A 23,047-nucleotide genomic window follows, 5' to 3' on the forward strand; every position below is an offset into this window, starting at 1 on the left:
CAGGCAGGTCCTACGGCTTGTCGGGACCGATGAACATCTGGATGGCGGTGGCGGCGGCCCCGCGCGCCCACTCCTCGAAGGGGAGCGGGCGGGTGAGCAGTTCGCACTCCTTGGCGGCGCCGAAGGCGGCGGTGGCGAAGGCGGCGCGGATCTGTTCCTCGAACAGGTCGTACGCGGTGAGTCCTTCGCCGGAGATGACCACCCGCCCGGGCCCGAGGAGGTTGACCACGGCGGCGATGCCGGTCCCGATGGCGTACCCGGCCCGGGCGTACGCCTCCCGCGCGCCCGGGTGGCCCGAGCGGGCGAGGGCGAGCGCTTCCTCCGCCGTGGCGACGGGCTCCCCGGTCACCTCGCGGATCCGCCGGACGATCGCGGGGTCGGCGGCGATCGCCTCCACGCAGCCGGAGTTCCCGCAGTGGCAGCGCGGCCCCGCCGGGTCGATGGGCAGATGGCCGATCTCGCCGGCGACGCCGTGCGCCCCGGCCACCACCCGCCCGCCGACGACCAGACCGCAGCCGATTCCGGCGCCGACGGTGACCAGCGCGAAGGTGTCCGCGCCCACCCCGGCGCCGAACCACTGCTCGGCGACGGTCAGCGCCCGTACGTCGTTGTCGACGACGGTCGGCAATCCGGTCGCGCCACGCACCAGTTCGGCCAACGGTACGTCCCGCCAGCCCAGGAACGGCGAGTAGTGGACCATGCCCACCTCGCGGTCGACATCGCCGGACACGGCCACGCCCACCGACTGGACGGGCACGCCGTAATCCTCGGCGGCCGTACGGAGTTCGGCGGTGAGCGCGCTGATGACCTCCAGTACGGCGGCCGGTTCGCGCGTGGTGAGCGAGACGTGCCGGGCCTCGCGGATGCGGGCGGTCAGGTCCGCGAGGACGCCGATCGCCTCGTCGCCGGTCACCTTTATCCCGATGAAGAACGCCCGCCCCCCGTCGACCCGGAGGGGATTGGCCGGCCGCCCGAGCGCCGCGCCCTTGGCCCCCTCGGCCGCCTCGACCAGGTAGCCGGCGTCCAGCAGTGGACGTACCGCCTTGGTGATCGCGGCGGACGACAGTCCCGTACGGCGGCCCACCTCCACGCGGGAGACCGGGCCCTGCGTGAGGACCGTGGTGAACACGAGCGTCGCGGCCGGCGTGCTCACCGGGAACGGCTCGAGGGGAGGACGGGAAGCCATGGCGGGAAAGGTAGATCCTTTCTTTTCCTCTGTCAATAAAGGAAGCAAGGCTCTTTGCACTTCTTCCAGAAGGGTGAATGAACCTTGGATTCTTAGACACTACTGGCGGCTGACAAGCGTTTGACAGGTCAACGCAGTCCGGGCCGGGGCTGCATCCCCGCCCCGGACCGCGCCACCAGGCTAGGCGGGGTCCTTATGACCCGCCTGTGCGCCGCGGCGGGATGCCACACACGGCCGAAAATAAGGCGGACGGGGCATGACCTGGGGTCTGATACGCTGATCCAGCGACGTCAGGCCACCAGAGCGTGACGCCGCAGGGCCCCGCAGGGGGCACACAAAACGTGTGCGAGACTAGTGCTCGCAACGCACAGCAAGGTCCTGTGGAGCAGTTTGGAGTGCTCGCCACCCTGTCAAGGTGGAGGCCGCGGGTTCAAATCCCGTCAGGACCGCTGCGGCTGGGTAGCTCAGTTGGTACGAGCGACCGCCTGAAAAGCGGTAGGTCGCCGGTTCGACCCCGGCCCCAGCCACCGCACGACTTAGGGCCCGTCTTCGGACGGGCCCTAAGTCGTTCTCCTCCGGCAGAAAGCCGTTCGCCGCAAAGCCGCACCGGATGCGATCCTGGACGGCGGTATGTCTACGCACCCTCGCGGCGGAGCCGCGCCCACCTTCGCCGACCTCGGCGCCCGCCTCTCCGACCTGACCCTGCGCGACGCGCAGCGGCTCGGCCGCCGCCTCGAAGGCGCCCGCCGCATCCGCAAGCCGGAGGCGCGGGCCACCGTGCTCGCGGAGCTGGGCGGCGAGATCGACACGGCCGAGGCCCGGGTCGGGCAGCGGCAGGCGGCCATACCCCGGATCAGCTATCCCGAGCAGCTTCCGGTCAGCCAGAAGAAGGACGACATCCTCGCCGCCATCCGCGACCACCAGGTCGTGATCGTCGCGGGCGAGACCGGCTCCGGCAAGACCACCCAGATCCCCAAGATCTGCCTGGAGCTGGGGCGCGGCGTCCGCGGTCTGATCGGCCACACCCAGCCCCGCCGCATCGCGGCCCGTACGGTGGCCGAGCGCGTCGCGGAGGAGCTGAACACCCCGCTGGGTGCGGCGGTCGGCTGGAAGGTCCGCTTCACCGACCAGGTCGGCGACAGCACCCTGGTCAAGGTCATGACCGACGGCATCATGCTCGCCGAGATCCAGACCGACCGTGAGCTGCGCCAGTACGACACGATCATCATCGACGAGGCCCACGAGCGCAGCCTCAACATCGACTTCATCCTCGGCTACCTCGCCCAGCTCCTCCCCCGCCGCCCCGACCTCAAGGTCGTCATCACCTCGGCGACCATCGACCCGGAGCGCTTCTCCCGCCACTTCGGCGACGCCCCGATCATCGAGGTCAGCGGCCGTACGTATCCCGTCGAGGTCCGCTACCGGCCGCTCCTCGCCGAGGAGAAGGAGGACGACGACCGCGACCAGATCACCGCGATCTGCGACGCCGTCGACGAGCTCCAGTCCGCCGGCCCCGGCGACATCCTGGTCTTCCTCTCCGGCGAGCGCGAGATCCGCGACACGGCGGACGCGCTCAACAAGAAGCAGCTGAGATTCACCGAGGTCCTCCCCCTCTACGCCCGCCTCTCCTCCGCCGAGCAGCACCGGGTCTTCCAGCAGCACACCGGCCGCCGCATCGTCCTGGCCACCAACGTCGCCGAGACCTCCCTCACCGTCCCCGGCATCCGGTACGTGATCGACCCGGGCACCGCCCGCATCTCCCGCTACAGCCACCGCACCAAGGTCCAGCGGCTGCCCATCGAGCCGGTCAGCCAGGCCAGCGCCAACCAGCGCAAGGGCCGCTGCGGCCGTACGTCCGACGGCATCTGCATCCGGCTCTACAGCGAAGAGGACTTCGAGTCCCGCCCGGAGTTCACCGACGCCGAGATCCTCCGTACGAACCTGGCCTCCGTCATCCTCCAGATGACCGCCGCCGGGCTGGGCGACATCGCCCGCTTCCCCTTCCTCGACCCGCCGGACAGCCGCCACATCAAGGACGGCGTCCAGCTCCTGGAGGAGCTCGGCGCGCTCGACCCCAAGCAGAAGGACCCGAAAAAGCGGCTCACCGAGACCGGCCGCAAGCTCTCCCAGCTGCCCGTCGACCCCCGCCTGGCCCGCATGGTCCTGGAGGCCGACCGCAACAACTGCGTACGCGAGGTCATGGTCATCGCCTCCGCGCTGTCCATCCAGGACCCGCGCGAGCGGCCCTCGGAGAAGCAGCAGGCGGCCGACGAGAAGCACCGCCGCTTCGCCGACGAGACCAGCGACTTCCTCGCGCTGCTCAATCTCTGGAACCACGTACGCGAGCAGCAGAAGACGCTGTCCTCCTCCGCCTTCCGCCGCATGTGCCGCACCGAGTTCCTGAACTACCTGCGGATCCGCGAGTGGCAGGACATCTACAGTCAGCTCCGCTCGGTCGCCAAGACCATGGGCATCCACATCGCCGAGAGCCGGGACGCCGCCAATCCACAGCATGTGCACACGTCACTGCTGGCCGGACTGCTCTCCCACATCGGCCTGAAGGACACCGACAAGAACAACGAGTTCCTGGGCGCCCGCAACGCCAAGTTCGCGGTCTTCCCCGGGTCGTCCCTCTTCAAGAAGCCGCCGCGCTGGATCATGTCGGCCGAGCTGGTGGAGACCTCCCGGCTCTGGGCCCGGGTCAACGCGAAGATCGAGCCCGAGTGGGTCGAGCCGCTGGCCGAGCACCTGGTGAAGCGCACGTACAGCGAGCCGCACTGGGAGCAGAAGATGGCCGCCGTGATGGCGTACGAGAAGGTGACGCTGTACGGCGTCCCGCTCGTCGCCCAGCGGAAGGTCAACTACGGGCGGATCGACGCGGAGACCAGCCGTGAGCTGTTCATCCGCCACGCCCTGGTCGAGGGCGACTGGCGTACGCACCACCAGTTCTTCCACGACAACCGCAAGCTGCTCGCGGAGGTCGAGGACCTGGAGCACCGGGCCCGGCGCCGCGACATCCTGGTCGACGACGAGACGCTCTTCGACTTCTACGACCGGCTGATCCCCGAACACGTCGTCTCCGGCGCGCACTTCGACTCCTGGTGGAAGCACAAACGCCACGAGGAGCCGGAGTTGCTCAACTTCGAGCACTCCATGCTGATCAACGAGAGCGCGGAGGCCGTCACCAAGGACGACTACCCGGACTCCTGGCGGCAGGGCGCGCTCAAGTTCCGTGTCACGTACCAGTTCGAGCCCGGCTCGGACGCGGACGGCGTCACCGTCCACATCCCGCTCCAGGTCCTCAACCAGATCACCGCCGACGGCTTCGACTGGCAGATCCCGGGCCTGCGGGCGGAGGTGGTGACGGAGCTGATCCGCTCGCTGCCCAAGCCGATCCGCCGGCACTACGTGCCCGCACCGAACTACGCGAAGGCCTTCCTGGACCGCGTCGTGCCGGTCCAGGAACCGCTGCCGGACACGCTGGCGCGGGAGCTGCAGCGGATGGTGGGCGTGCCGGTCACGCCCGAGGACTTCGACCTGGGGAAGATCCCGGACCACCTGAAGATCACCTTCCGGGTCACCGACGAGCGCAAGCGCAAGCTCGCCGAGGACAAGGACCTGGACGCCCTCAAGCTGCGCCTGCGGCCGAAGACCCAGGCCGCCATCTCCCAGGCCTTCGAGGCCGCCGCCGAGTCCCCCGTCGAGCAGCGCACGGGCCTGAGGCAGTGGACGATCGGCACCCTCTCCCGCACCTTCGAGACCCGGCGCGCGGGCCAGCCGATCAAGGCGTACCCGGCGCTGGTCGACGAGGGGGAGTCCGTCTCCGTACGGCTCTTCGACACCGCGGCCGAGCAGACCGAGGCCATGTGGCGCGGCACCCGGCGGCTCATCCTGCTCAACGTGCCGACCAACCCGGCGAAGTTCGCCACCGACCGGCTCACCAACCAGGACAAGCTCGCCCTGTCCCGCAACCCGCACGGCTCCGTCGCCGCCCTCTTCGACGACTGCGTCACCGCCGCCGCCGACCGGCTCATCGCCGACCACGGCGGCCCCGCCTGGGACGAGGAGTCCTTCCGCAAGCTCTTCGACTCCGTACGTGCCGACCTCGTCGAGCTCACCATCCAGACCATCGCCCGCGTCCGCCAGATCCTCGCCGCGTGGCAGGCCTGCGAACGCCGCCTGAAGGCCACCAAGAGCCTCGTCCTGGTGCCCAACCTCGCCGACGCCCGGGAACACCTCGCGAGCCTCGTGCACCCCGGTTTTGTGGCCGACACGGGTCTGCGCCGCCTGCCGGACCTCCTGCGCTACCTCGTCGCCGTCGACCGCCGCCTCCAGCAGATGCCGGCCGGAGCCCAACGCGACACCTCCCGCATGGAGAAGGTCCGCGAGATCCAGGCCGAATACGCCGACCTCCTCGCCGCGCAACGCCCCGGCCGCCCCGTCCCGCCCGCCGTCCGCGACATCCGCTGGATGATCGAAGAACTCCGCGTCAGCTACTTCGCCCACGCCCTCGGAACCGCCCACCCCGTCTCCGACAAGCGCATCTTCAAAGCCCTCGACGAAGCCTGGGGATGAGGCCCGGGCAACGGGTTCGCTTCCACCCCCTGACCTGCTGTACAGTCTCTCTCGCAGCCAAGGAAGTGCGGCTGCGGAACACCTGGTCCTGTGGAGCAGTTTGGAGTGCTCGCCACCCTGTCAAGGTGGAGGCCGCGGGTTCAAATCCCGTCAGGACCGCAGTAGCAGGCAAGACGAAGAGGCCCGGATCCCCTGGATCCGGGCCTCTTCGCGTGGTACGCCTGGCACATGGCGACGCGCCCGGCACAGAGGCGACGCAGAGGCCCGGCACAGGAAGTTGCACTACCGTACGAGCCTGAGCAGGGACAAGAGCCGGGGGTGTGACGGGTGTCACGCGATAAGTTTCGACTGTGGGGGAACCTGAGCCCTCCTGTGGAACCGTCAATTTAATATGTGCAATTGCACGTCTCCGACCGGAACACAGGGAACACACAGCAAAGGCCCGTGAAGGGCCGACGGGCCTTCCACGAGCCATCCCCCAGCAGTCCCCGGGCACAAAAAAGATCGCACCGGACCCGGCGGAGTCCGGTGCGATCAACGCAGCCGTTGGGCTTCCCTGATGGGGGCAGGGGACCCGGTAGAGCGGGCGGGCCATCGGGGTGGGGGCCCCGGGGAACGCCCGTTGTGGCAGGTCAGACCTCGCTGCGCTGCTGCGGAATGCCCGCCAGCAAGGCACGGACCTCCGCTTCGCGGTAGCGACGGTGACCGCCGAGCGTACGGATGGACGTGAGCTTGCCAGCCTTGGCCCAGCGCGTGACCGTCTTCGGGTCCACCCGGAACATGGTGGCAACCTCAGCGGGGGTCAGCAGCGGCTCGGCATCAGGGGTGCGAGCGGTCATGAGCGGCCTCCTCGAGAGAACCGAACCAACACGGTTCTTTCCTCTAAATTCTGCACCTTGACCCGCGTTGCCCGAAATGGCGGACGCGGGCCGAGTCGGTAATAGGACGAACGGCTTGTCCTCGGCACTACAACTACACCATCTGTCCAGCCGTGTCGGCCAAACCGATGGATTTGCCCTCTCAGGTGTCGAACCTCGGTAGACCCGCAAGGACCATGCCATAACGGACAGTCACTCCAGGGTGACGATCAGTCACAGCGGTCCCACGAGTCACAGCCGAACCCTCAAGGAGTGTGATGCCGGGCAAGCCGTACAAACATGGACACAGGGGACCTACTGGACCCCTTGTCCCATATTGTCATGAGGGGTGGGTGTCTCGGCAAGGGCGTCAAACGTGCTCTTCGTCACGCTTGGGCCAAAGCTCCGACTCGGGACCAAGGTCCCGACGCCCCATCAACTCGCGTACTGGAGTTCGCGAACCCCGCGCCAGCGCTCCGTGAGCCGCTCGTACGCCTCGCCGGCCGCGTCGGTGTTCCCGTCGCGCAGGGCGGCCAGTCCCTCGGCCACGTCGGCCGCCGAGTGGTCCTCGGCGAGGACGTCCTCGGGAATGGCGTGCACCAGCCCGCCGTAGTCGAGTTCGACCATCGAGCGCGGGTGGAACTCCTCGAGCCAGCGCCCGACATCGACGAGGCCGTCGATCAGGGGCCCCTCTTCGAGTGAATCCTTCAGCACCCGCAGGCCCCGCGCCGTCCGCCGCCGGGCCTGCACCATCGGGGTGCGGTAGCGCAGCACCGGCTGTTTGGACTCGCCGTCGCCGGACGGCTCGTACTCCCGCTCGGAGTCGGCGAACAGCGCGAACCAGCGCACCGGCACATGCCAGGTCGCCGAGCGGATCCACGGGCGGGCGTCGGGGTTGCGGGAGCGCCAGTCCTCGTAGTCCGCCTCGGCCTGGAGGCGTACGACGGGCGGCAGCAGCGCGTCCAGCACCGGGACCGGGTACTGCTCGGCGAGCTCCTCAAGGGCCAGCCAGCCGCGCAGCCGGGTCCGCCAGGGGCAGACGTGGGTCACGCCGTCCACGACGGCCACGAAGGCGTCCCTGCTCTCGTGCACGGGAACGGCGACCGGTGGCACCGGCAGGAGATCGGCCAGGGACTGCCGCAGTTCGTCCTGTGCGGTCCGTTCCGTGCCCGAGGCGGCATACCGGTACCAGTGGGTGCGCTCGGGCTCCGGAAAGGCCGCCAGAGGCTCGTACACCCGCAGATACGCGGTGTACGGGACGAGCACCGATGACAAGCCCACGCCCGCTCCCTGTAGACGGCACCTCTGTCTCGCGATGTCCTCGCATCGTCCCACGGCGCTTCCCCCGCCGGGAGTGATCCACGACACTGAGAGCATGTCCTTGAGCAGGTGGCTCTACTCTTCTGCCAACCGGCCCTCCCCACCCGCATGGAGGGCGACCTCTGGACTTCGGGAGTCACCACAGTGACCGACGTACGTCAGGCCGACAGCGTCCTTCCCAGGCAATCGTTCCTGGACCACCTCTGGCGATCGGAGCTGGGAGGACACGAGCAGGTCGTGCTGTGCCAGGACCGTGACAGCGGCCTCAGGGCCGTCATCGCGCTCCACTCGACCGCCCTGGGCCCCGGGCTCGGCGGCACCCGCTTCTTCCCGTACGCGACCGACGAGGAAGCCGTCGAGGACGCGCTCAACCTGTCGCGCGGAATGTCGTACAAGAACGCCCTCGCCGGGCTCGACCACGGCGGCGGCAAGGCCGTCATCATCGGCGACCCGGACCTGAACAAGTCCGAGGACCTGCTGCTCGCCTACGGCCGCTTCGTGGCCTCCCTCGGCGGCCGCTACGTCACCGCGTGCGATGTCGGCACCTACGTCGCGGACATGGACGTCGTCGCCCGTACGAACCACTGGACCACCGGCCGCTCCCCCGAGAACGGCGGCGCCGGCGACTCCTCCGTGCTCACCGCCTGGGGTGTCTTCCAGGGCATGCGCGCCGCCGCCCAGGTCCGCTGGGGCGACCCGACGCTGCACGGCCGCCGGGTCGGCATCGCCGGCGTCGGCAAGGTCGGCCACCACCTCGTCGAGCACCTGCTGAAGGACGGCGCCGAGGTCGTGGTCACGGACGTGCGCGCCGAGGCGGTGGAGCGGATCCGCTCCCGCCACCCCGAGGTCGACGCCGTCATCGACGCGGACGCCCTGATCCGGACCCCGCTGGACGTCTACGCCCCCTGCGCGCTCGGCGGCGCCCTCAACGACGACACCGTGCCCGTCCTGACCGCCGGCGTCGTCTGCGGGGCCGCCAACAACCAGCTCGCCCACCCGGGCGTCGAGAAGGACCTCGCCGACCGTGGCGTGCTCTACGCGCCGGACTACGTCGTCAACGCCGGCGGTGTGATCCAGGTCGCGGACGAGCTCCACGGCTTCGACTTCGAACGCGCCAAGGCCAAGGCCACGAAGATCTTCGACACGACGCTGGCCATCTTCGACCGCGCCGCCACCGACGGCATCCCCCCGGCCGCCGCCGCGGACCGCCTCGCCGAACAGCGCATCGCGGACCGCACACCGGCCGAGCGCTGGCTGCGCCCAACGGCGGGATAAGCCGAAGTGGTCTCCGCCACACCACTCCCTGCCGACGGACGGAGTCCGGCGCAGCCGCCCGAAGCCTGCGAAGCAGCGCGAGGGCGGCAGAAGAAGGAATCCGCCGTACGCCGGCCGAGAGTTGGCTGCGCCCGACGGCGGGGTAGACCCGTCGTGGGGCGCAGCCAAAAGTGGAATGTGGCCGTTACCACGCCCCAACGCCAAGACCGCGACAGAAGAAGGTAAAATCACGACTGACCAGCAAGGAAGGGGCCCTCAGGGCACCCGCTCCGACGCGCGTCGTGCGGGCGACGTACCGTGCGGCGTCGGAAGCAGGTACCGTTGAAGGCCACGGATCGGCGTCTCCCCCGAGAGGCCGTTCCCTATCGTGAACGCGTGTCAAGACTCGGGGCCGTCGAGCCCCGCCGTTAAGGGGGTCGAGCCATGGGGCGCGGCCGGGCCAAGGCCAAGCAGACAAAGGTCGCCCGCCAGCTGAAGTACAACAGCGGCGGAACGGACTTGTCACGTCTGGCCAACGAGCTGGGCGCATCGTCGACACAGCCGGTGAATGTCAATCCGGAGCCTGTCGAGGACGACGATGAGCATGACGACGACCCGTACGCTCAGTACGCGGCGCTCTACAACGATGACGAGGACGAAGAGGACGAGGAGTCCGAGCCGTCCGCACAGCGTCGTCGCGCTTGACACAGCTGACGCAGCAGTGTCCTCACTGACCCGGTCCGGGCTCCGCCCCGGACCGGGTTTCGTGCTGCCCCGCGCGGCTCACGCCGCGTAGTCACCGGTCAACTCGACCGCCTCGGCGTGGTCGCCGCGCTCGGTGACCTCACCGGCGACCCAGGCGTCCAGCCCGCGGTCGGCCAGCGTGGTGAGCGCCACATCCACCGCTTCCTGCGGGACGACGGCGATCATGCCGACGCCCATGTTCAGCGTCTTCTCCAGCTCCAGCCGCTCGACGCCGCCCAGCTCGCCGACCGTGCGGAACACCGCGCCCGGCGTCCAGGTCGAGCGGTCCACGGTGGCGTGCAGGTGGTCCGGGACGACCCGGGCCAGGTTGGCGGCCAGGCCGCCGCCCGTGACGTGCGAGAAGGCGTGTACCGGGGCCGTACGGGTCAGGGCGAGGCAGTCCAGCGAGTAGATGCGGGTGGGCTCCAGCAGCTCCTCGCCGAGGGTGCGGCCGAACTCCGGGACCTCGCGGTCCAGGGCCCAGCCGGCCCGGTCGAAGAGGACGTGCCGGACCAGCGAGTACCCGTTGGAGTGAAGTCCGGAGGACGCCATGGCGATCACCGCGTCACCCGTACGGATACGATCCGCGCCGAGCACCGCGTCGGCCTCGACCACGCCCGTACCGGCGCCCGCGACGTCGAACTCGTCGGCGCCCAGCAGCCCCGGGTGCTCGGCCGTCTCGCCGCCGACCAGGGCGCAGCCGGCGAGCACACAGCCCTCGGCGATGCCCTTGACGATGGCGGCGACCCGCTCGGGGTAGACCTTGCCGACGCAGATGTAGTCGGTCATGAAGAGCGGTTCGGCGCCGCAGACCACGAGGTCGTCGACGACCATGCCGACCAGGTCGTGGCCGATGGTGTCGTACACGCCCATCTTCCGGGCGATGTCGACCTTCGTACCGACCCCGTCCGTCGCGGAGGCGAGCAGCGGCCGCTCGTAGCGCTTGAGGGCGGAGGCGTCGAAGAGGCCGGCGAAGCCGCCGAGGCCGCCGACGACCTCGGGGCGGGTGGCCTTCTTCACCCACTCCTTCATCAGCTCGACGGCGCGGTCGCCCGCTTCGATGTCGACGCCGGCAGCTGCGTAGCTGGCACCGGTGGTTTCAGACATGAGTCTGTCGCGTCCTTGAGATCGGGGAATTACGGGCGACGGAGCGCGTCAGCGGCGTCCGGGCCGCCGGCGAGCTCGGTCTCCAGGAGGTGCTTGCCCAGCAGCTCAGGGTCCGGCAGCTCCATCGGGTACTCACCGTCGAAGCAGGCGCGGCACAGGTCCGGCTTGGCGATCGTGGTCGCCTCGACCATCGCGTCGATGGAGATGTACGCGAGCGAGTCCGCGCCCAGCGACTTGCCGATCTCGTCGACCGTGAGGCCGTTGGCGATCAGCTCGGCGCGGGTGGCGAAGTCTATGCCGAAGAAGCAGGGCCACTTGATGGGCGGCGACGAGATCCGGATGTGGACCTCGAGGGCCCCCGCCTCGCGCAGCATCCGGACCAGCGCGCGCTGGGTGTTGCCCCGGACGATCGAGTCGTCCACGACCACCAGGCGCTTGCCCCGGATGACTTCCTTCAGCGGGTTCAGCTTCAGCCGGATGCCGAGCTGCCGGATCGTCTGCGACGGCTGGATGAAGGTCCGGCCGACGTACGAGTTCTTCACCAGGCCGGATCCGTAAGGGATCCCGCTGGCCTCGGCGTAGCCCACGGCGGCGGGCGTTCCGGACTCCGGAGTCGGTATCACCAGATCGGCGTCGACCGGGGCTTCCTTGGCGAGCCGGCGGCCCATCTCCACGCGGGAGAGGTACACGTTGCGGCCGGCGATGTCGGTGTCGGGGCGCGCGAGGTAGACGTACTCGAAGACACAGCCCTTGGGCCGGGCCTCGGCGAAACGGGAGGCGCGCAGGCCGTTCTCGTCGACGGCGATCATCTCGCCGGGCTCGATCTCCCGGATGAAGCTCGCACCGCAGATGTCGAGGGCTGCCGTCTCCGACGCCACCACCCAGCCGCGCTCCAGGCGGCCGAGGACCAGCGGGCGGATGCCCTGCGGGTCGCGGGCCGCGTAGAGGGTGTGCTCGTCCATGAAGACCAGGCTGAACGCGCCCTTGACCTGCGGCAGGATCTGCGTGGCGGCGTGCTCGACGCTCAGCGGCTTGCCGTCCTCGTCCACCTGGCCGGCGAGCAGCGCGGTGACCAGGTCGGTGTCGTTGGTCGCCGCGACCTTCGTCGCCCGGCCGTTGCCCTGCGGGAGGGCGGCCACCAGCTCGGCGAGCTCGGCGGTGTTGACGAGGTTGCCGTTGTGGCCCAGCGCGATCGAGCCGTTGGCGGTGGCCCGGAAGGTGGGCTGGGCGTTCTCCCAGACCGACGCGCCGGTCGTCGAATAGCGGGCATGACCGACGGCGATATGGCCCTGGAGAGAGCCGAGGGATGTCTCGTCGAAGACCTGTGAGACCAGGCCCATGTCCTTGAAAACCAGGATCTGCGAGCCGTTGCTCACTGCGATGCCCGCGGACTCCTGTCCGCGGTGCTGCAGCGCATACAGCCCGAAATAGGTGAGCTTGGCGACCTCTTCGCCGGGGGCCCAGACACCGAAGACGCCACAAGCGTCCTGGGGGCCCTTCTCGCCGGGGAGTAGGTCGTGGTTGAGGAGTCCGTCACCACGTGGCACGGCACCGAGTCTAGGGCAGGTTCCGCCATCGTCCGAACGAGGGACGCGCGAAGGGCCTGGTTCTATGCGCGTAACCCCTTGGGGCGCCTGGCCATGTGACGTACGCCTGGTCAGCCCCGGACCGGCGGCCGCAGGGCGGAATCGCGCACCATGGCCGCCAGTTCGGCGGCGGCGCGTCCGGCCCGGTTGTGCAGGCCGAACTGACGCTCGGCCCAGGGCCAGCCGACCGTGCCGACCACCGCGTCGGGGGTGCCGGTGAGGGTGCGTACGACCAGGAGGCCGTCGCGGGTGTAGACGACCGCGCGAATCGTGTCCCATGGCACGTGCCGGGTGCGCCAGCGGGCGCGGACGCGCAGCCCCGTGCCATCGGCGGTGATCCGCCAGGCCACCAGGGCCCAGGCGTTGGCGGCCATCCAGATGCTGCCCAGGAACCAGGTCACGTAGCGCCAGACGCTGCCCTGCTCGCCCTCGGCCAGCAGCCCGATCCACATGCCGGTGACCACGCACACCAGCAGCACACCGAGGAGCCGGGCCACCGGGCCGCCCTGCCAGCGGACCGGCCCGGCAGGCGGCTTCAGGGTGGCGAGCGCGACCCGGAGCCGGTCCTGCTCGTCCCGCCGGTGCGCGGCCAGCGCTTTGCCGGTGCGGTCGCCGCGCGGCCTCCGGGCGACGGCGAGGTCGACCTCCGCGCTCGCCGGCCGTACCGGTCCCGCGCCCGCCTGAGCCGTCGGGCTGTTGTTGTGCGCGCCGGTGAGCAGGACCTCGCCGCCCTCGTACGGGGCCCCGTAGAGGACCCCGTCCCGCAGCCCCGGCCACGAGGGGCCGAACGACGTATAGCTGAGCGCGGGCCGGTCGCCCTCTCCGTCACCCGCCGCGAAGATCTCCATCCGCCCGCCACGCCGCCGGGCCGTCACGCGCAGCACCGGGACCGGCCTGCGGCGCAGGGCGGCCGCGCGCAGGCCCGCGAGGAGACCGCCGGCGACGAGCGAGACCCCGAGTCCGGCGCCGAGGAGCCCGAGGGCCTGCCGGCCGGTGCGGTCCTCGTACGGTTCGGCGGCGGGGCGGATCCAGTCGCCTTTGGCGAGGACGGGGATGGTGTCACCGACGGTGTAGTCCCCCGCGACCTCGATGCGGTGCTTCTGGCCCCGCAGGGCGACGGTCACCACACCGTCCGCGTCGTCGTACCCGGTGACCTGGGCCTTGAGCGGAGTGGCCGTGCGCGCCATCAGCTCGTCGTGGCGATCACCCATGACCGCTGTCGTGAGGAGGAAGGCGGCCGCCGCGCACACCACCGCGCCGGTGACACCGAGCGCCACGCCCCGGCGGACCCGCGCCACGGTGTGCGGCACGGCGGCCGTCACCCCGCCGGCCGCGTCGAGCGCGTACCTCCGCTGCCGGCGTCGCGCCCGCAACCGCAGCACGACCCCCGCCCAGCCCCAGCAGAGCGCGGCGACCACGGCCCCCGAGGCGATCCGCTCCCCCCAGGCACCCTGCCAGTTGCCCGGGTCCGCCATCCACAGGAGCAGCAGCGGCGCCGACACCACGGCCAGCTCCGGCAGCACGAAGAGCCAGACCAAGTGGGGCAGAAAAAGCATCGTCCCGGCGGCATCGAACCATTCGGGCCCGCAGGGCGCAGAGACCGTGCACACCTCGCCGGACGAGAAGGCCAGCGCCACGACCACACTCAGCGCCAGCGCCGCCGCAGGCCACGCCGGCCGCGCCCACCTCGGCAGCCGCACGGCCGCCCAGCGGGCAGAGTCAGCGGTCGTCCACGGGCGGCAGCCACCCGGTATGTGGTCGTCGGCCGGCGGCAGCGCAGATGTGCTCACCGGCGCATTATGCGGGTCCTTCTTATGAGGAAACCATCAGCCCAGGACCGGCAGGTACGGCCCGAGGTCGGCCCGCTCGCCGCTCGCCGACACAGCTGCGGACTCGAGCGCGTCGGCCCAGGTCGTACGTCCCGTGGCCAGCCGGATCCAGGTCAACGGGTCGGTCTCGACGACGTTGGGCGGGGTGCCGCGGGTGTGGCGGGGGCCCGGTACGCACTGAACCGCGGCGTAGGGCGGGACACGGACCTCGACCGAGTTGCCGGGCGCCTTGCCGGCGAGGGCGTCCGCGAGAAGCCGTACGACCGCGGCGACGGCCTGCCGGTCGAGGGGAACGGCGACCCCTGTTGCGGTGGCCAGGTCGTCGCTGTGGACGACAAGCTCCACGAGCCGGGTGACGAGGAAATCTGTGCTGCGCATGCCGCCCAGCGTGATCGCGATCAACCGGTCGGGTTCGACGGCCTGATCCAGAACCGCGTCCAGCCGCCCAGCAGCCTCCTCCAACCGGGCAACGGCCCGCTCGGTGGTGGCGGCCGCCTCCCGGGTGTCCTCATCCAACCGACCGGCGATGGTGACCGTGGACCCCGCCCACCCGACCAGGTCGAGGTCGGCCTTCCCGGGCGCCGGCCGCTCCAGGACATCCGGCACCGCTTCGATCTGCCGGGCGATGTGCACCAGCAACTCGTGCACGTCCCACCCCGGCAGCCCGGAAGGACCAGCCAGCGCCTTCGCGTCCAGGCCACGTGCCGCGTCCACGACATGTCGAACCTGCGCGACAAGCGCGACGCCGGTCTTCTCCGGATCGTAACGGCGGGCTCGGCGAGCGGCTGGCGGCATGCCCCGCAGCCTACGCGGCCCTCGCCGGCGCGTGCCTTGCTTCGGGACGCCTGCGCCTTCGCAGGGTGGGTGGCTGAGGTTGTCGCGCGGCGTACGCCGAGTGGCCGGGTTGGGCCAGCCCGTCCGCCTCAGGCGGACGGCCTACCCCCAACCCGGGGGAGCAGAAGGTGGACGCCGCGAGGGACCGGGGTCGCAGCCACCCACCCCACCCGGGGAAGCAGAAGTGAACGGCGGGAAGGCCGGGGCCGGAGACACCCACCCGGGGGGAGCAGAAGGTGGGCGACGGGAGGGCCGGGGCGGCACCCACCCACCCGGGGAGCAGAAGTGGACGACGGGAAGGCCGGGGCCGGAGACACCCACCCGGGGGGAGCAGAAGGTGGGCGACGGGAGGGCCGGGGCGGCACCCACCCACCCGGGGAGCAGAAGGTGGACGACGTGAGGGGCCGGGGTCGGAGGGGTGGGGGTTCTGGACGCTCCGCATATTTGTGTGCGGCATGCCGGGTGAGGCAACGGACGGACCCGTCACGCACGTAAATATGTCGGTCCAGGACCCCCAGCCCCGGAGGCCCCGGACCCGACCGCAACAGCCGACCTCAGCCGGCGACGACCCGCTCGAACGTCAGCAGCAGACCCTCGACCGCGCCGGGCCCGATGCGGCCCTTGACATCGGCGGCGGTGATGGCCTTGAGCTGCCAGCCGTCCTCCGCCTGCTTGTTGAGGGTCTTCTCCAGCTTGTCGCCGTCAAGGGCGTCGCCGATCAGCGATTCGCGGAAGCTGACGACCTTGTACTCGTAACTCATGGGTCCGGGGCCTTTCAGGTAGGAAGGGCCCTAGCCAATCACCGTACGGCGTATCCGCCTAGCCCGTTCTCGACGAGCTCAAAAGCACGCTCGGCCCGCTCAACGGCCCCCCTGAGCGAAGACCCGTACGAGCAAGGCCGGAGTATCTGTGACGAGTTGACGAACCGTCAGAATCAACGGGCTGTCATTGAGCCCGACGGAAGGATCCCGGGCGGCCAGCGCCTCCAGGAAGTGGCGGCGCACGGCGGCGACGACCGTCTCGCCGGGGGCCCGGTCGCGTACGACACGGGCGGCGTCCTGGTGCAGGAAACGGCACCGCGTGAGCAGCTCGGCGTGGCCACGACGAGCATCCGCTTCTTCCAGACCCTGGGCAACGCGCTCGGCGCGGCCCTCTTCGGCTCCCTGCTCAGCCGGGTCTACGCGTCGAAGGTGCCCGGCGGGTCGACCAGCGACATGGGCCCGGGCGCGGTGGCCGACTTCGTCAGCTCGATCGACGTCGTCTTCCTGGCGGCGTCCGGGGTCATGCTGCTGGCGCTGCTGCTGGCAACCCGGCTGCGGGTGCCGTCAGGCGGGTCGTACGGGCCCTGCAGCCCGGTCGACCAACGGGCCGTCGTCCCGGTCGGCGCGGAGCAGTAGCAACTCCGCGCGCTCGTAAGGGGCCCCGAACAGCACCGCCCGCCGCAGCCTGGTGCCGTCGGCGCCATCGGGCTCAGGGCCGGGCTCAAGCTCCGGCTCCGGCTCCGGCGACACGGGGCAGGAGAACAGCGGCCGACGGCCGGCCGTGTCGTCCGCCGCGTACACCCAGAGGCGGCCGTCCTCGTCCTCCTGGGCCAGCGCCCTCAGCACCGGCACGGGTGCCCGGCGCAGGCGCGCGGCACGGTAGAGGGCGGCCGTCCCCTCCGCCGCGAGCGTCAACGCCAGTGCGCCCAGCGGCGGGTACCAGATCGCCGGCACCGCGAGCGCGACCCCCGCCCCGATCCGTACCGCCCCCCGGCGCAACGGCGGCACCGGCTCCGGCAGCGCCAGGCGTACCCCCTGCGCCGCGTTCGCCGCGAGCAGCCGCTGGCGGCGCCGTACGCCGATCCGGTGCCGGGCCGCCGCCCAGCCGTACGCCAGCGCGGCCACCGCTGCCGCGTACGCCGCCGGGGGCTCCGTCCAGATCAGCCACGCCATGATCGCGGGAGCCGAGATCAGCGTCAGCTCCGGCAACCGCACCAGCCAGTACAACTGGGCCGCCGCCAGGGCCGCATGCCCCGCCCCCCACTCCTGCGGCTCCACGACCACCGCCACCGCGACCGCCACCAGCCACGCTCCGGCCGCCGCCCCCACCGCCCGCGCCCACCCCGCCGGCCGACACGCCGCCCACCGTCCCGCATCCCGCGTCCACCACCCCGGCAACGCACCCTCGCCATCACTCACGCGAGGAGTATGGGCCCCTGCCCTGCGCCCCGTGGTTCCGGCGGTGTTAACGCGGGCGTGGCGGGGGAAAGCAACCCCACCACGAGCCCGCAGCCACCAACCGACCGCAACCACCCACCCAGCAGAGGCGCGGCGGGAGAGAGGGCGAGAAAAACCCGCCCCACCGGCCCGCACTCGACCGACGACCGGGGCCGGGGTCGAGACGGGCAGGGGGCGGGCAGGGGGCGGGCGGGCGACGAGCGGGGTGCCGCCTACGCGAGGAGCGCCGGGATCGTGCCCTCGTGGGCCTCGCGGAGTTCGGCCAGGGGAAGCGTGAACTGGCCCTGGACCTCGATGGAGTCACCGTCGACGACACCGATCCGCGTGGCCGGAAGGCCACGCGCACCGCACATGTCGGTGAAGCGGAGCTCCTCGCTGCGCGGGACGGCCACGACGGCCCGCCCCGCGGACTCGCTGAAGAGGAAGACGAACGGGTCCAGTTCCTCCGGCACCACGAGCCGTGCGCCGAGGCCGCCGCGGAGGCAGGACTCGGTGACGGCCTGGATGAGGCCGCCGTCCGACAGGTCGTGGGCGGCGTCGACCATGCCGTCGCGGGAGGCCGAGATGAGGATCTCGGCGAGCAGCTTCTCCCGCTCCAGGTCGACGGCGGGCGGCAGCCCGCCGAGGTGCCCGTGCGCGACCTGCGACCACGCGGATCCGCCCAGCTCGACCTTCGTGTCGCCGAGGAGATACAGCAGGTGGCCCTCGTCCGCGAAGGCCATCGGCGTACGGCGGGTGACGTCGTCGATGACGCCGAGCACGGCGACCACCGGTGTCGGGTGGATCGCGATGTCACCGGTCTGGTTGTAGAGGGAGACGTTGCCGCCGGTCACCGGCGTGCCCAGCACCAGACAGCCGTCGGCCAGTCCACGGCAGGCCTCCGCGAACTGCCACATCGCCGCGGGGTCCTCCGGCGAACCGAAGTTCAGGCAGTCGGAGACGGCCAGCGGCTTGGCACCGGTCGTCGCGACGTTCCGGTACGCCTCCGCCAGCGCGAGCTGCGCGCCGGTGTACGGATCGAGCTTGGCGTAGCGCCCGTTGCCGTCGGTGGCGACGGCCACGCCCAGGTTCGTATCGGGGTCGATGCGGACGACGCCCGAGTCCTCGGGCTGCGCCAGCACCGTGTTGCCCTGTACGAAGCGGTCGTACTGGTCGGTGATCCACGCCTTGGAGGCCTGGTTCGGGGAGGAGACGAGGGCCAGCACGGAGGCCCGCAGCTCGTCGCCGCCCACCGGGCGCGGGAGGGCGTTGGCGTCGTCGGCCTGGAGGGCGTCCTGCCAGGCGGGACGCGCGTACGGGCGCTCGTAGACCGGGCCTTCGTGGGCGACGGTCCGGGGCGGGACGTCGACGATCTGCTCGCCGTGCCAGAAGATCTCGAGGCGCTCGCCGTCGGTCACCTCACCGATGACGGTGGCGATGACGTCCCACTTCTCGCAGATCTCCAGGAACCGCGCGACCTTCTCCGGCTCCACGATCGCGCACATGCGCTCCTGCGACTCGCTCATGAGGATCTCCTCGGGCGAGAGCGTCGCGTCACGCAGCGGCACGGTGTCCAGCTCGACCCGCATGCCACCCGAACCGGCCGACGCCAGCTCGCTCGTGGCACACGACAGACCGGCGCCGCCGAGGTCCTGGATTCCCGCGACGAGGTCCTCGCGGAAGATCTCCAGGGTGCACTCGATGAGCAGCTTCTCCTGGAAGGGGTCGCCGACCTGGACGGCCGGCCGCTTGGTCGGGCCGGTGTCGGAGAAGGTCTCGGACGCGAGCACGGACACGCCGCCGATTCCGTCGCCACCCGTACGGGCGCCGTAGAGGATGACCTTGTTGCCGGGGCCCGAGGCCTGGGCGAGGTGGATGTCCTCGTGCTTCATGACGCCGACGCACAGGGCGTTGACCAGCGGGTTGCCCTGGTAGCAGGCGTCGAAGACGACCTCGCCGCCGATGTTCGGCAGGCCCAGGCAGTTGCCGTAGCCGCCGACGCCCGCCACGACACCCGGGAGGACCCGCTTGGTGTCGGGGTGGTCGGCGGCGCCGAAGCGCAGCGGGTCCATGACGGCGACCGGGCGGGCGCCCATCGCGAGGATGTCGCGGACGATGCCGCCGACGCCGGTCGCCGCACCCTGGTAGGGCTCGATGTACGAGGGGTGGTTGTGCGACTCGACCTTGAAGGTGACCGCGTAGCCCTGGCCGACGTCCACGACGCCGGCGTTCTCGCCGATGCCGACGAGCATGGCGTCGTTCTCGGGGGCCTTCTCGCCGAACTGCTTGAGGTGGATCTTGCTGCTCTTGTACGAGCAGTGCTCGGACCACATGACGGAGTACATCGCCAGTTCGGCACCGGTCGGGCGGCGGTCGAGAATGGCGCGGATGCGCTCGTACTCGTCCTTCTTGAGGCCGAGTTCGGACCACGGCTGCTCGGTGTCAGGGGTCTGCTCGGCGTGCTTGACGGTATCAAGGGTCATGACGAAGAGACCAGCTTCCTCAGGATCGAGGTGAAGAAACCGAGGCCGTCGGTGCGACCGGTGCCGATCAGCGACTCGACGGCATGTTCGGGGTGCGGCATGAGGCCGACGACATTGCCGGCCGCATTGGTGATTCCGGCGATGTCACGGAGGGAACCGTTGGGGTTCCAGTCCGCGTAGCGGAAGACGACCCGGCCCTCCGCCTCGAGTTCGTCGAGGGTGTGTTCATCGGCGACGTAACGGCCGTCGATGTTCTTGAGCGGGATGGAGATCTCCTGGCCCGCTTCGTAATCGGCCGTCCAAGAGGTCGCCGCGTTCTCGACACGGAGCTTCTGGTCACGGCAGATGAAGTGCAGGTGATTGTTGCGCAGCATCGCACCGGGCAGCAGGTGCGACTCGGTCAGCACCTGGAAGCCGTTGCAGATACCGAGGACCGGAAGACCGTCCTTCGCGCCCGCGATGACGGACTCCATGACGGGCGAGAAGCGCGAAATGGCCCCGGCCCGCAGATAGTCGCCGTAACTGAAACCGCCCGGCAGGACGACTGCGTCAACCTGCTGGAGGTCCTTGTCGCGATGCCAGAGCGACACCGGCTCGGCACCGGCGAGGCGGACCGCCCGCTGGGTGTCGCGGTCGTCGAGAGTGCCGGGAAATGTGACGACACCAATGCGTGCGGTCACGAGTCGACCCTTACGGTGAAATCTTCGATCACTGTGTTGGCGAGGAAGGTCTCTGCCATCTCGCGGATACGGCCGAGGGCGGCATCGTCGACCGGCCCCTCGACTTCGAGTTCAAAGCGCTTGCCCTGCCGTACATCGGCGATTCCCGCGAACCCGAGACGCGGCAGCGCACGCTGCACAGCCTGGCCCTGGGGGTCGAGGATCTCCGGCTTGAGCATGACGTCGACTACGACGCGTGCCACGGTCACTCCCGGTGGTGGTGTTGCGTGAGACGTGCCTCAGCGTACCCCGTTCGAGAATCTACGCGAGTAGATATGGACCGAAATGGGAGCGGAAATCAGGCGGCCACGATTGCTCGCATGACACGCGAAGGAAATTTCCCGAGGCTTCCCGTCACAATGTTTCCCGATGTACAAATGAAAAGTATTGACCCCGACCGGTCGGATTCGATAGAACTTCGCACGTCACCACAGGTGCGAGCCTGTTCCGCACGAAAGGACCGATATCCATGGCGCAGCGCGTAGTGGTCACCCTCTCCGACGACCTCGACGGCGGCGAAGCGGAGGAAACGATCACTTTCGGCATCGACGGGAAGTCCTACGAGATCGACCTCTCGTCGAGCAATGCGGACAAGCTGCGCGACGCGCTCTCGCCGTACGTCGAGGCGGGGCGCAAGCACGCCCGTTCCGGCAAGACCTACAAGCGCACCTCGGTCGCGCCCGATCCGGCGGCGGTCCGCGCCTGGGCCCGTTCGAACGGCTTTGACGTCCCGCCGCGCGGCCGCATCCCGAAGAAGGTCTACGAGGCGTTCACCGAGGCCAGTTGAGTCGATTGGACAGCCACCCCGGGTGATCCGCTAGAGTTTGCAGCGCGCCGAGGGCAGGGCCGGAAGGCCAGGTCAGCGGAGGTCACGCGGGTGTAGCTCAGTAGTAGAGCGCCCCCCTTCCAGGGGGGAGGCGCAGTGTGCAATTCCTGTCACCCGCTCTGACTGTTCTGACTGGTCGAAACGATCAGGTAGAGTAGTCGCCGTGCGGACGTGGCTCAGTTGGTAGAGCATCACCTTGCCAAGGTGAGGGTCGCGAGTTCGAATCTCGTCGTCCGCTCTTGAATGAAGGCCCTTGACCGGAATCCGGTCAAGGGCCTTCGTCATGTCCGCACCTGTGTCTGTGGCCGTGACTGTGTCCGTGCCTGCGAGAATCCAGGTTTGTCGCACGTGCGGGGCTCGGTTACAGTAGGCCTCGCAACACCGCAAGCGGACGTAGCTCAGTTGGTAGAGCGCAACCTTGCCAAGGTTGAGGTCGCGAGTTCGAGCCTCGTCGTCCGCTCTGTAGCCCGAGGGCCCCGCCCGGATCATCCGAACCTGATCCGGGCGGGGCCTTCGGCGTTCACCAGGCGTTGCCCGTGAGCCGCTCGTACGCCTCGATGTACTTGGCCCGGGTCTGCTCGACCACCTCGGGCGGCAGCGGCGGCGGAGGCTGCTCGCTCTTCCGGTCCCAGCCGGACGCCGGCGAGGTCAGCCAGTCCCGTACGAACTGCTTGTCGTACGACGGCTGCGGGTGCCCCGGCTCCCACAGCTCGGCCGGCCAGAAGCGCGACGAGTCAGGCGTGAGCACCTCGTCCCCGATCGTCAGCCGTTCCTCGGCATCGAAGCCGAACTCGAACTTCGTGTCGGCCAGGATGATCCCCCGGTCGCGCGCGATGTCGCGGGCCAGGCCGTATACGGCCAGCGTGGTCTGCCGCAGCTGCGCCGCCGTGTCCGCGCCCACCTGACGGGCGACCTCTTCGTACGACACGTTCTCGTCGTGCTCGCCCACCTCGGCCTTCGTGGCCGGCGTGAAGATCGGCGCGGGCAGCTCGGACCCGTCCACCAGGCCCTCGGGGAGCGTGACCCCGCAGACCGTACGGTCCTGCTGGTACTCGGCGAGCCCGGAGCCGGTCAGATAGCCCCGCGCGACGCACTCCACCGGGATCATCCGCAGTGACGTGCAGACCATCGTCCGGCCCTCCCAGTCGGCGGGAGCGCCCTCGGGGACGTCGGTGGAGATGACGTGATGCGGCACGATGTCGGCCAGCTTGTCGAACCACCACAGGGACAACTGGGTGAGCACCCGCCCCTTGTCGGGGATCTCCGTTGGCAGCACCCAGTCGAAGGCCGACATCCGGTCGCTCGCGACCATCACCAGCTCTCCGGCCTGGTTCTGGTACAGGTCGCGCACCTTGCCGGTGTGCAGATGCAGCAGCCCGGGCACTTGGGCGGGCTCCGGCTTTTCGACGAATCCGGACATGGGTCCTCCCCGGTCGGCGGTTCAGCTCCTGATTCTCTCGTATGCGGGGGCTGTCGGCGCGGGGGGGGGGGGGGGGGGGGGGGGGGGGGGGCGGCGGGGGGGGGGGTTT

18 protein-coding genes and 6 tRNA genes are annotated in these 23,047 nt (G+C 70.1%); 11 read left to right on the forward strand and 13 right to left on the reverse strand.

Annotated features, from left to right (window positions below):
- Positions 1–10 precede the first annotated feature (10 nt).
- Positions 11–1,186 (reverse strand): ROK family protein, encoded by a 1,176-nt coding sequence (locus ACFXJ5_RS04590; RefSeq protein WP_384626789.1) that lies wholly within the window; start codon positions 1,184–1,186, stop codon positions 11–13.
- Positions 1,187–1,560: 374 nt separating this feature from the next.
- Here ACFXJ5_RS04590 and ACFXJ5_RS04595 point away from each other — a divergent pair.
- The 4 genes from ACFXJ5_RS04595 to ACFXJ5_RS04610 all read left to right on the forward strand — a co-directional run bounded on the left by ACFXJ5_RS04595 (position 1,561) and on the right by ACFXJ5_RS04610 (position 5,920).
- Positions 1,561–1,635 (forward strand) — tRNA-Asp (locus ACFXJ5_RS04595).
- A gap of 4 nt (positions 1,636–1,639) precedes the next feature.
- Positions 1,640–1,713, forward strand: a tRNA-Phe gene (locus ACFXJ5_RS04600).
- Between the two features lie 103 nt (positions 1,714–1,816).
- Positions 1,817–5,761: an ATP-dependent RNA helicase HrpA gene (gene hrpA, locus ACFXJ5_RS04605; RefSeq protein ID WP_384626791.1), complete on the forward strand. Its 3,945-nt coding sequence runs from the start codon at positions 1,817–1,819 to the stop codon at positions 5,759–5,761.
- Between the two features lie 84 nt (positions 5,762–5,845).
- Positions 5,846–5,920, forward strand: a tRNA-Asp gene (locus ACFXJ5_RS04610).
- A 473-nt stretch (positions 5,921–6,393) separates the two neighbouring features.
- On the opposite strand, the gene bldC is transcribed toward ACFXJ5_RS04610, so the two are convergent.
- Positions 6,394–6,600: a developmental transcriptional regulator BldC gene (gene bldC, locus ACFXJ5_RS04615; RefSeq protein ID WP_027749187.1), complete on the reverse strand. Its 207-nt coding sequence runs from the start codon at positions 6,598–6,600 to the stop codon at positions 6,394–6,396.
- A gap of 453 nt (positions 6,601–7,053) precedes the next feature.
- Positions 7,054–7,899 carry a hypothetical protein gene (locus ACFXJ5_RS04620; RefSeq protein WP_384626793.1) on the reverse strand — a complete coding sequence of 282 codons (846 nt, stop codon included), beginning with the start codon at positions 7,897–7,899 and terminating at the stop codon, positions 7,054–7,056.
- Between the two features lie 183 nt (positions 7,900–8,082).
- Between ACFXJ5_RS04620 and ACFXJ5_RS04625 the strand changes: the two genes are divergently transcribed.
- Both ACFXJ5_RS04625 and ACFXJ5_RS04630 read left to right on the forward strand, forming a co-directional pair.
- Entirely contained in the window at positions 8,083–9,213 is a 1,131-nt protein-coding gene (locus ACFXJ5_RS04625; RefSeq protein ID WP_384626796.1) for a Leu/Phe/Val dehydrogenase, read from the forward strand.
- Positions 9,214–9,636: 423 nt separating this feature from the next.
- Complete coding sequence (locus tag ACFXJ5_RS04630; RefSeq protein ID WP_127357892.1) at positions 9,637–9,897, forward strand: DUF3073 domain-containing protein; 261 nt, start codon at positions 9,637–9,639, stop codon at positions 9,895–9,897.
- Between the two features lie 78 nt (positions 9,898–9,975).
- Here ACFXJ5_RS04630 and purM read toward each other — a convergent pair whose 3' ends face one another.
- The 5 genes from purM to ACFXJ5_RS04655 all read right to left on the reverse strand — a co-directional run bounded on the left by purM (position 9,976) and on the right by ACFXJ5_RS04655 (position 16,053).
- Complete coding sequence (gene purM, locus ACFXJ5_RS04635) at positions 9,976–11,043, reverse strand: phosphoribosylformylglycinamidine cyclo-ligase (RefSeq protein ID WP_384626798.1); 1,068 nt, start codon at positions 11,041–11,043, stop codon at positions 9,976–9,978.
- A 29-nt stretch (positions 11,044–11,072) separates the two neighbouring features.
- Complete coding sequence (purF, locus tag ACFXJ5_RS04640; protein ID WP_384626801.1) at positions 11,073–12,590, reverse strand: amidophosphoribosyltransferase; 1,518 nt, start codon at positions 12,588–12,590, stop codon at positions 11,073–11,075.
- A gap of 110 nt (positions 12,591–12,700) precedes the next feature.
- Complete coding sequence (locus tag ACFXJ5_RS04645; protein WP_384626803.1) at positions 12,701–14,419, reverse strand: hypothetical protein; 1,719 nt, start codon at positions 14,417–14,419, stop codon at positions 12,701–12,703.
- A 36-nt stretch (positions 14,420–14,455) separates the two neighbouring features.
- Positions 14,456–15,253: a sterol carrier family protein gene (locus tag ACFXJ5_RS04650; protein ID WP_384626806.1), complete on the reverse strand. Its 798-nt coding sequence runs from the start codon at positions 15,251–15,253 to the stop codon at positions 14,456–14,458.
- A 593-nt stretch (positions 15,254–15,846) separates the two neighbouring features.
- Positions 15,847–16,053 carry a DUF4177 domain-containing protein gene (locus tag ACFXJ5_RS04655; RefSeq protein ID WP_127357887.1) on the reverse strand — a complete coding sequence of 69 codons (207 nt, stop codon included), beginning with the start codon at positions 16,051–16,053 and terminating at the stop codon, positions 15,847–15,849.
- A gap of 231 nt (positions 16,054–16,284) precedes the next feature.
- On the opposite strand from ACFXJ5_RS04655, the gene ACFXJ5_RS04660 reads away from it, so the two are divergent.
- Positions 16,285–16,689, forward strand: coding sequence for a hypothetical protein (locus tag ACFXJ5_RS04660; protein WP_384626809.1), 405 nt, complete (start codon positions 16,285–16,287; stop codon positions 16,687–16,689).
- Here the strand turns inward: ACFXJ5_RS04660 and ACFXJ5_RS04665 are convergent.
- From ACFXJ5_RS04665 to purS, 4 genes are all read right to left on the reverse strand, one after another.
- Positions 16,618–17,472 (reverse strand): hypothetical protein, encoded by an 855-nt coding sequence (locus ACFXJ5_RS04665; RefSeq protein ID WP_384626811.1) that lies wholly within the window; start codon positions 17,470–17,472, stop codon positions 16,618–16,620. The two genes, ACFXJ5_RS04660 and ACFXJ5_RS04665, sit on opposite strands and share 72 nt — an antisense overlap.
- A 251-nt stretch (positions 17,473–17,723) precedes the next feature.
- Positions 17,724–19,973, reverse strand: a complete 2,250-nt coding sequence (gene purL, locus ACFXJ5_RS04670; protein WP_384626814.1) for a phosphoribosylformylglycinamidine synthase subunit PurL — start codon at positions 19,971–19,973, stop codon at positions 17,724–17,726.
- Entirely contained in the window at positions 19,970–20,653 is a 684-nt protein-coding gene (gene purQ / locus ACFXJ5_RS04675) for a phosphoribosylformylglycinamidine synthase subunit PurQ (protein WP_384626816.1), read from the reverse strand. The genes purL and purQ overlap by 4 nt, the downstream gene beginning before the upstream one ends.
- Complete coding sequence (gene purS / locus ACFXJ5_RS04680) at positions 20,650–20,895, reverse strand: phosphoribosylformylglycinamidine synthase subunit PurS (protein ID WP_384626819.1); 246 nt, start codon at positions 20,893–20,895, stop codon at positions 20,650–20,652. The genes purQ and purS overlap by 4 nt, the downstream gene beginning before the upstream one ends.
- A gap of 266 nt (positions 20,896–21,161) precedes the next feature.
- Between purS and ACFXJ5_RS04685 the strand changes: the two genes are divergently transcribed.
- The 4 genes from ACFXJ5_RS04685 (at position 21,162) to ACFXJ5_RS04700 (ending at position 21,978) form a co-directional block, all read left to right on the forward strand.
- Positions 21,162–21,479, forward strand: coding sequence for a histone-like nucleoid-structuring protein Lsr2 (locus tag ACFXJ5_RS04685; protein WP_127356946.1), 318 nt, complete (start codon positions 21,162–21,164; stop codon positions 21,477–21,479).
- A gap of 86 nt (positions 21,480–21,565) precedes the next feature.
- Positions 21,566–21,637 (forward strand) — tRNA-Gly (locus ACFXJ5_RS04690).
- A gap of 46 nt (positions 21,638–21,683) precedes the next feature.
- Positions 21,684–21,756 (forward strand) — tRNA-Gly (locus ACFXJ5_RS04695).
- Positions 21,757–21,905: 149 nt separating this feature from the next.
- Positions 21,906–21,978 (forward strand) — tRNA-Gly (locus tag ACFXJ5_RS04700).
- 60 nt (positions 21,979–22,038) lie between these two features.
- On the opposite strand, the gene ACFXJ5_RS04705 is transcribed toward ACFXJ5_RS04700, so the two are convergent.
- A complete protein-coding gene (locus tag ACFXJ5_RS04705; protein ID WP_384626822.1) occupies positions 22,039–22,938 on the reverse strand; it encodes a phosphoribosylaminoimidazolesuccinocarboxamide synthase in 900 nt (299 codons plus the stop codon).
- Positions 22,939–23,047: the final 109 nt, after the last annotated feature.

The sequence above is a fragment of the Streptomyces sp. NPDC059373 genome (assembly GCF_042751495.1).
Lineage (GTDB): Bacteria > Actinomycetota > Actinomycetes > Streptomycetales > Streptomycetaceae > Actinacidiphila.

What these genes read in the sequence shown, in the direction of transcription:
- ACFXJ5_RS04685 (WP_127356946.1), top strand. Translation starts at nt 21,162, where the DNA reads ATGGCGCAGCGCGTAGTGGTCACCCTCTCCGACGACCTCGACGGCGGC.
- hrpA (WP_384626791.1), top strand. Translation starts at nt 1,817, where the DNA reads ATGTCTACGCACCCTCGCGGCGGAGCCGCGCCCACCTTCGCCGACCTC.
- bldC (WP_027749187.1), bottom strand. Translation starts at nt 6,600, where the DNA reads ATGACCGCTCGCACCCCTGATGCCGAGCCGCTGCTGACCCCCGCTGAG.
- purL (WP_384626814.1), bottom strand. Translation starts at nt 19,973, where the DNA reads ATGACCCTTGATACCGTCAAGCACGCCGAGCAGACCCCTGACACCGAG.
- purM (WP_384626798.1), bottom strand. Translation starts at nt 11,043, where the DNA reads ATGTCTGAAACCACCGGTGCCAGCTACGCAGCTGCCGGCGTCGACATC.
- ACFXJ5_RS04630 (WP_127357892.1), top strand. Translation starts at nt 9,637, where the DNA reads ATGGGGCGCGGCCGGGCCAAGGCCAAGCAGACAAAGGTCGCCCGCCAG.
- ACFXJ5_RS04655 (WP_127357887.1), bottom strand. Translation starts at nt 16,053, where the DNA reads ATGAGTTACGAGTACAAGGTCGTCAGCTTCCGCGAATCGCTGATCGGC.
- ACFXJ5_RS04705 (WP_384626822.1), bottom strand. Translation starts at nt 22,938, where the DNA reads ATGTCCGGATTCGTCGAAAAGCCGGAGCCCGCCCAAGTGCCCGGGCTG.
- ACFXJ5_RS04650 (WP_384626806.1), bottom strand. Translation starts at nt 15,253, where the DNA reads ATGCCGCCAGCCGCTCGCCGAGCCCGCCGTTACGATCCGGAGAAGACC.
- ACFXJ5_RS04590 (WP_384626789.1), bottom strand. Translation starts at nt 1,186, where the DNA reads ATGGCTTCCCGTCCTCCCCTCGAGCCGTTCCCGGTGAGCACGCCGGCC.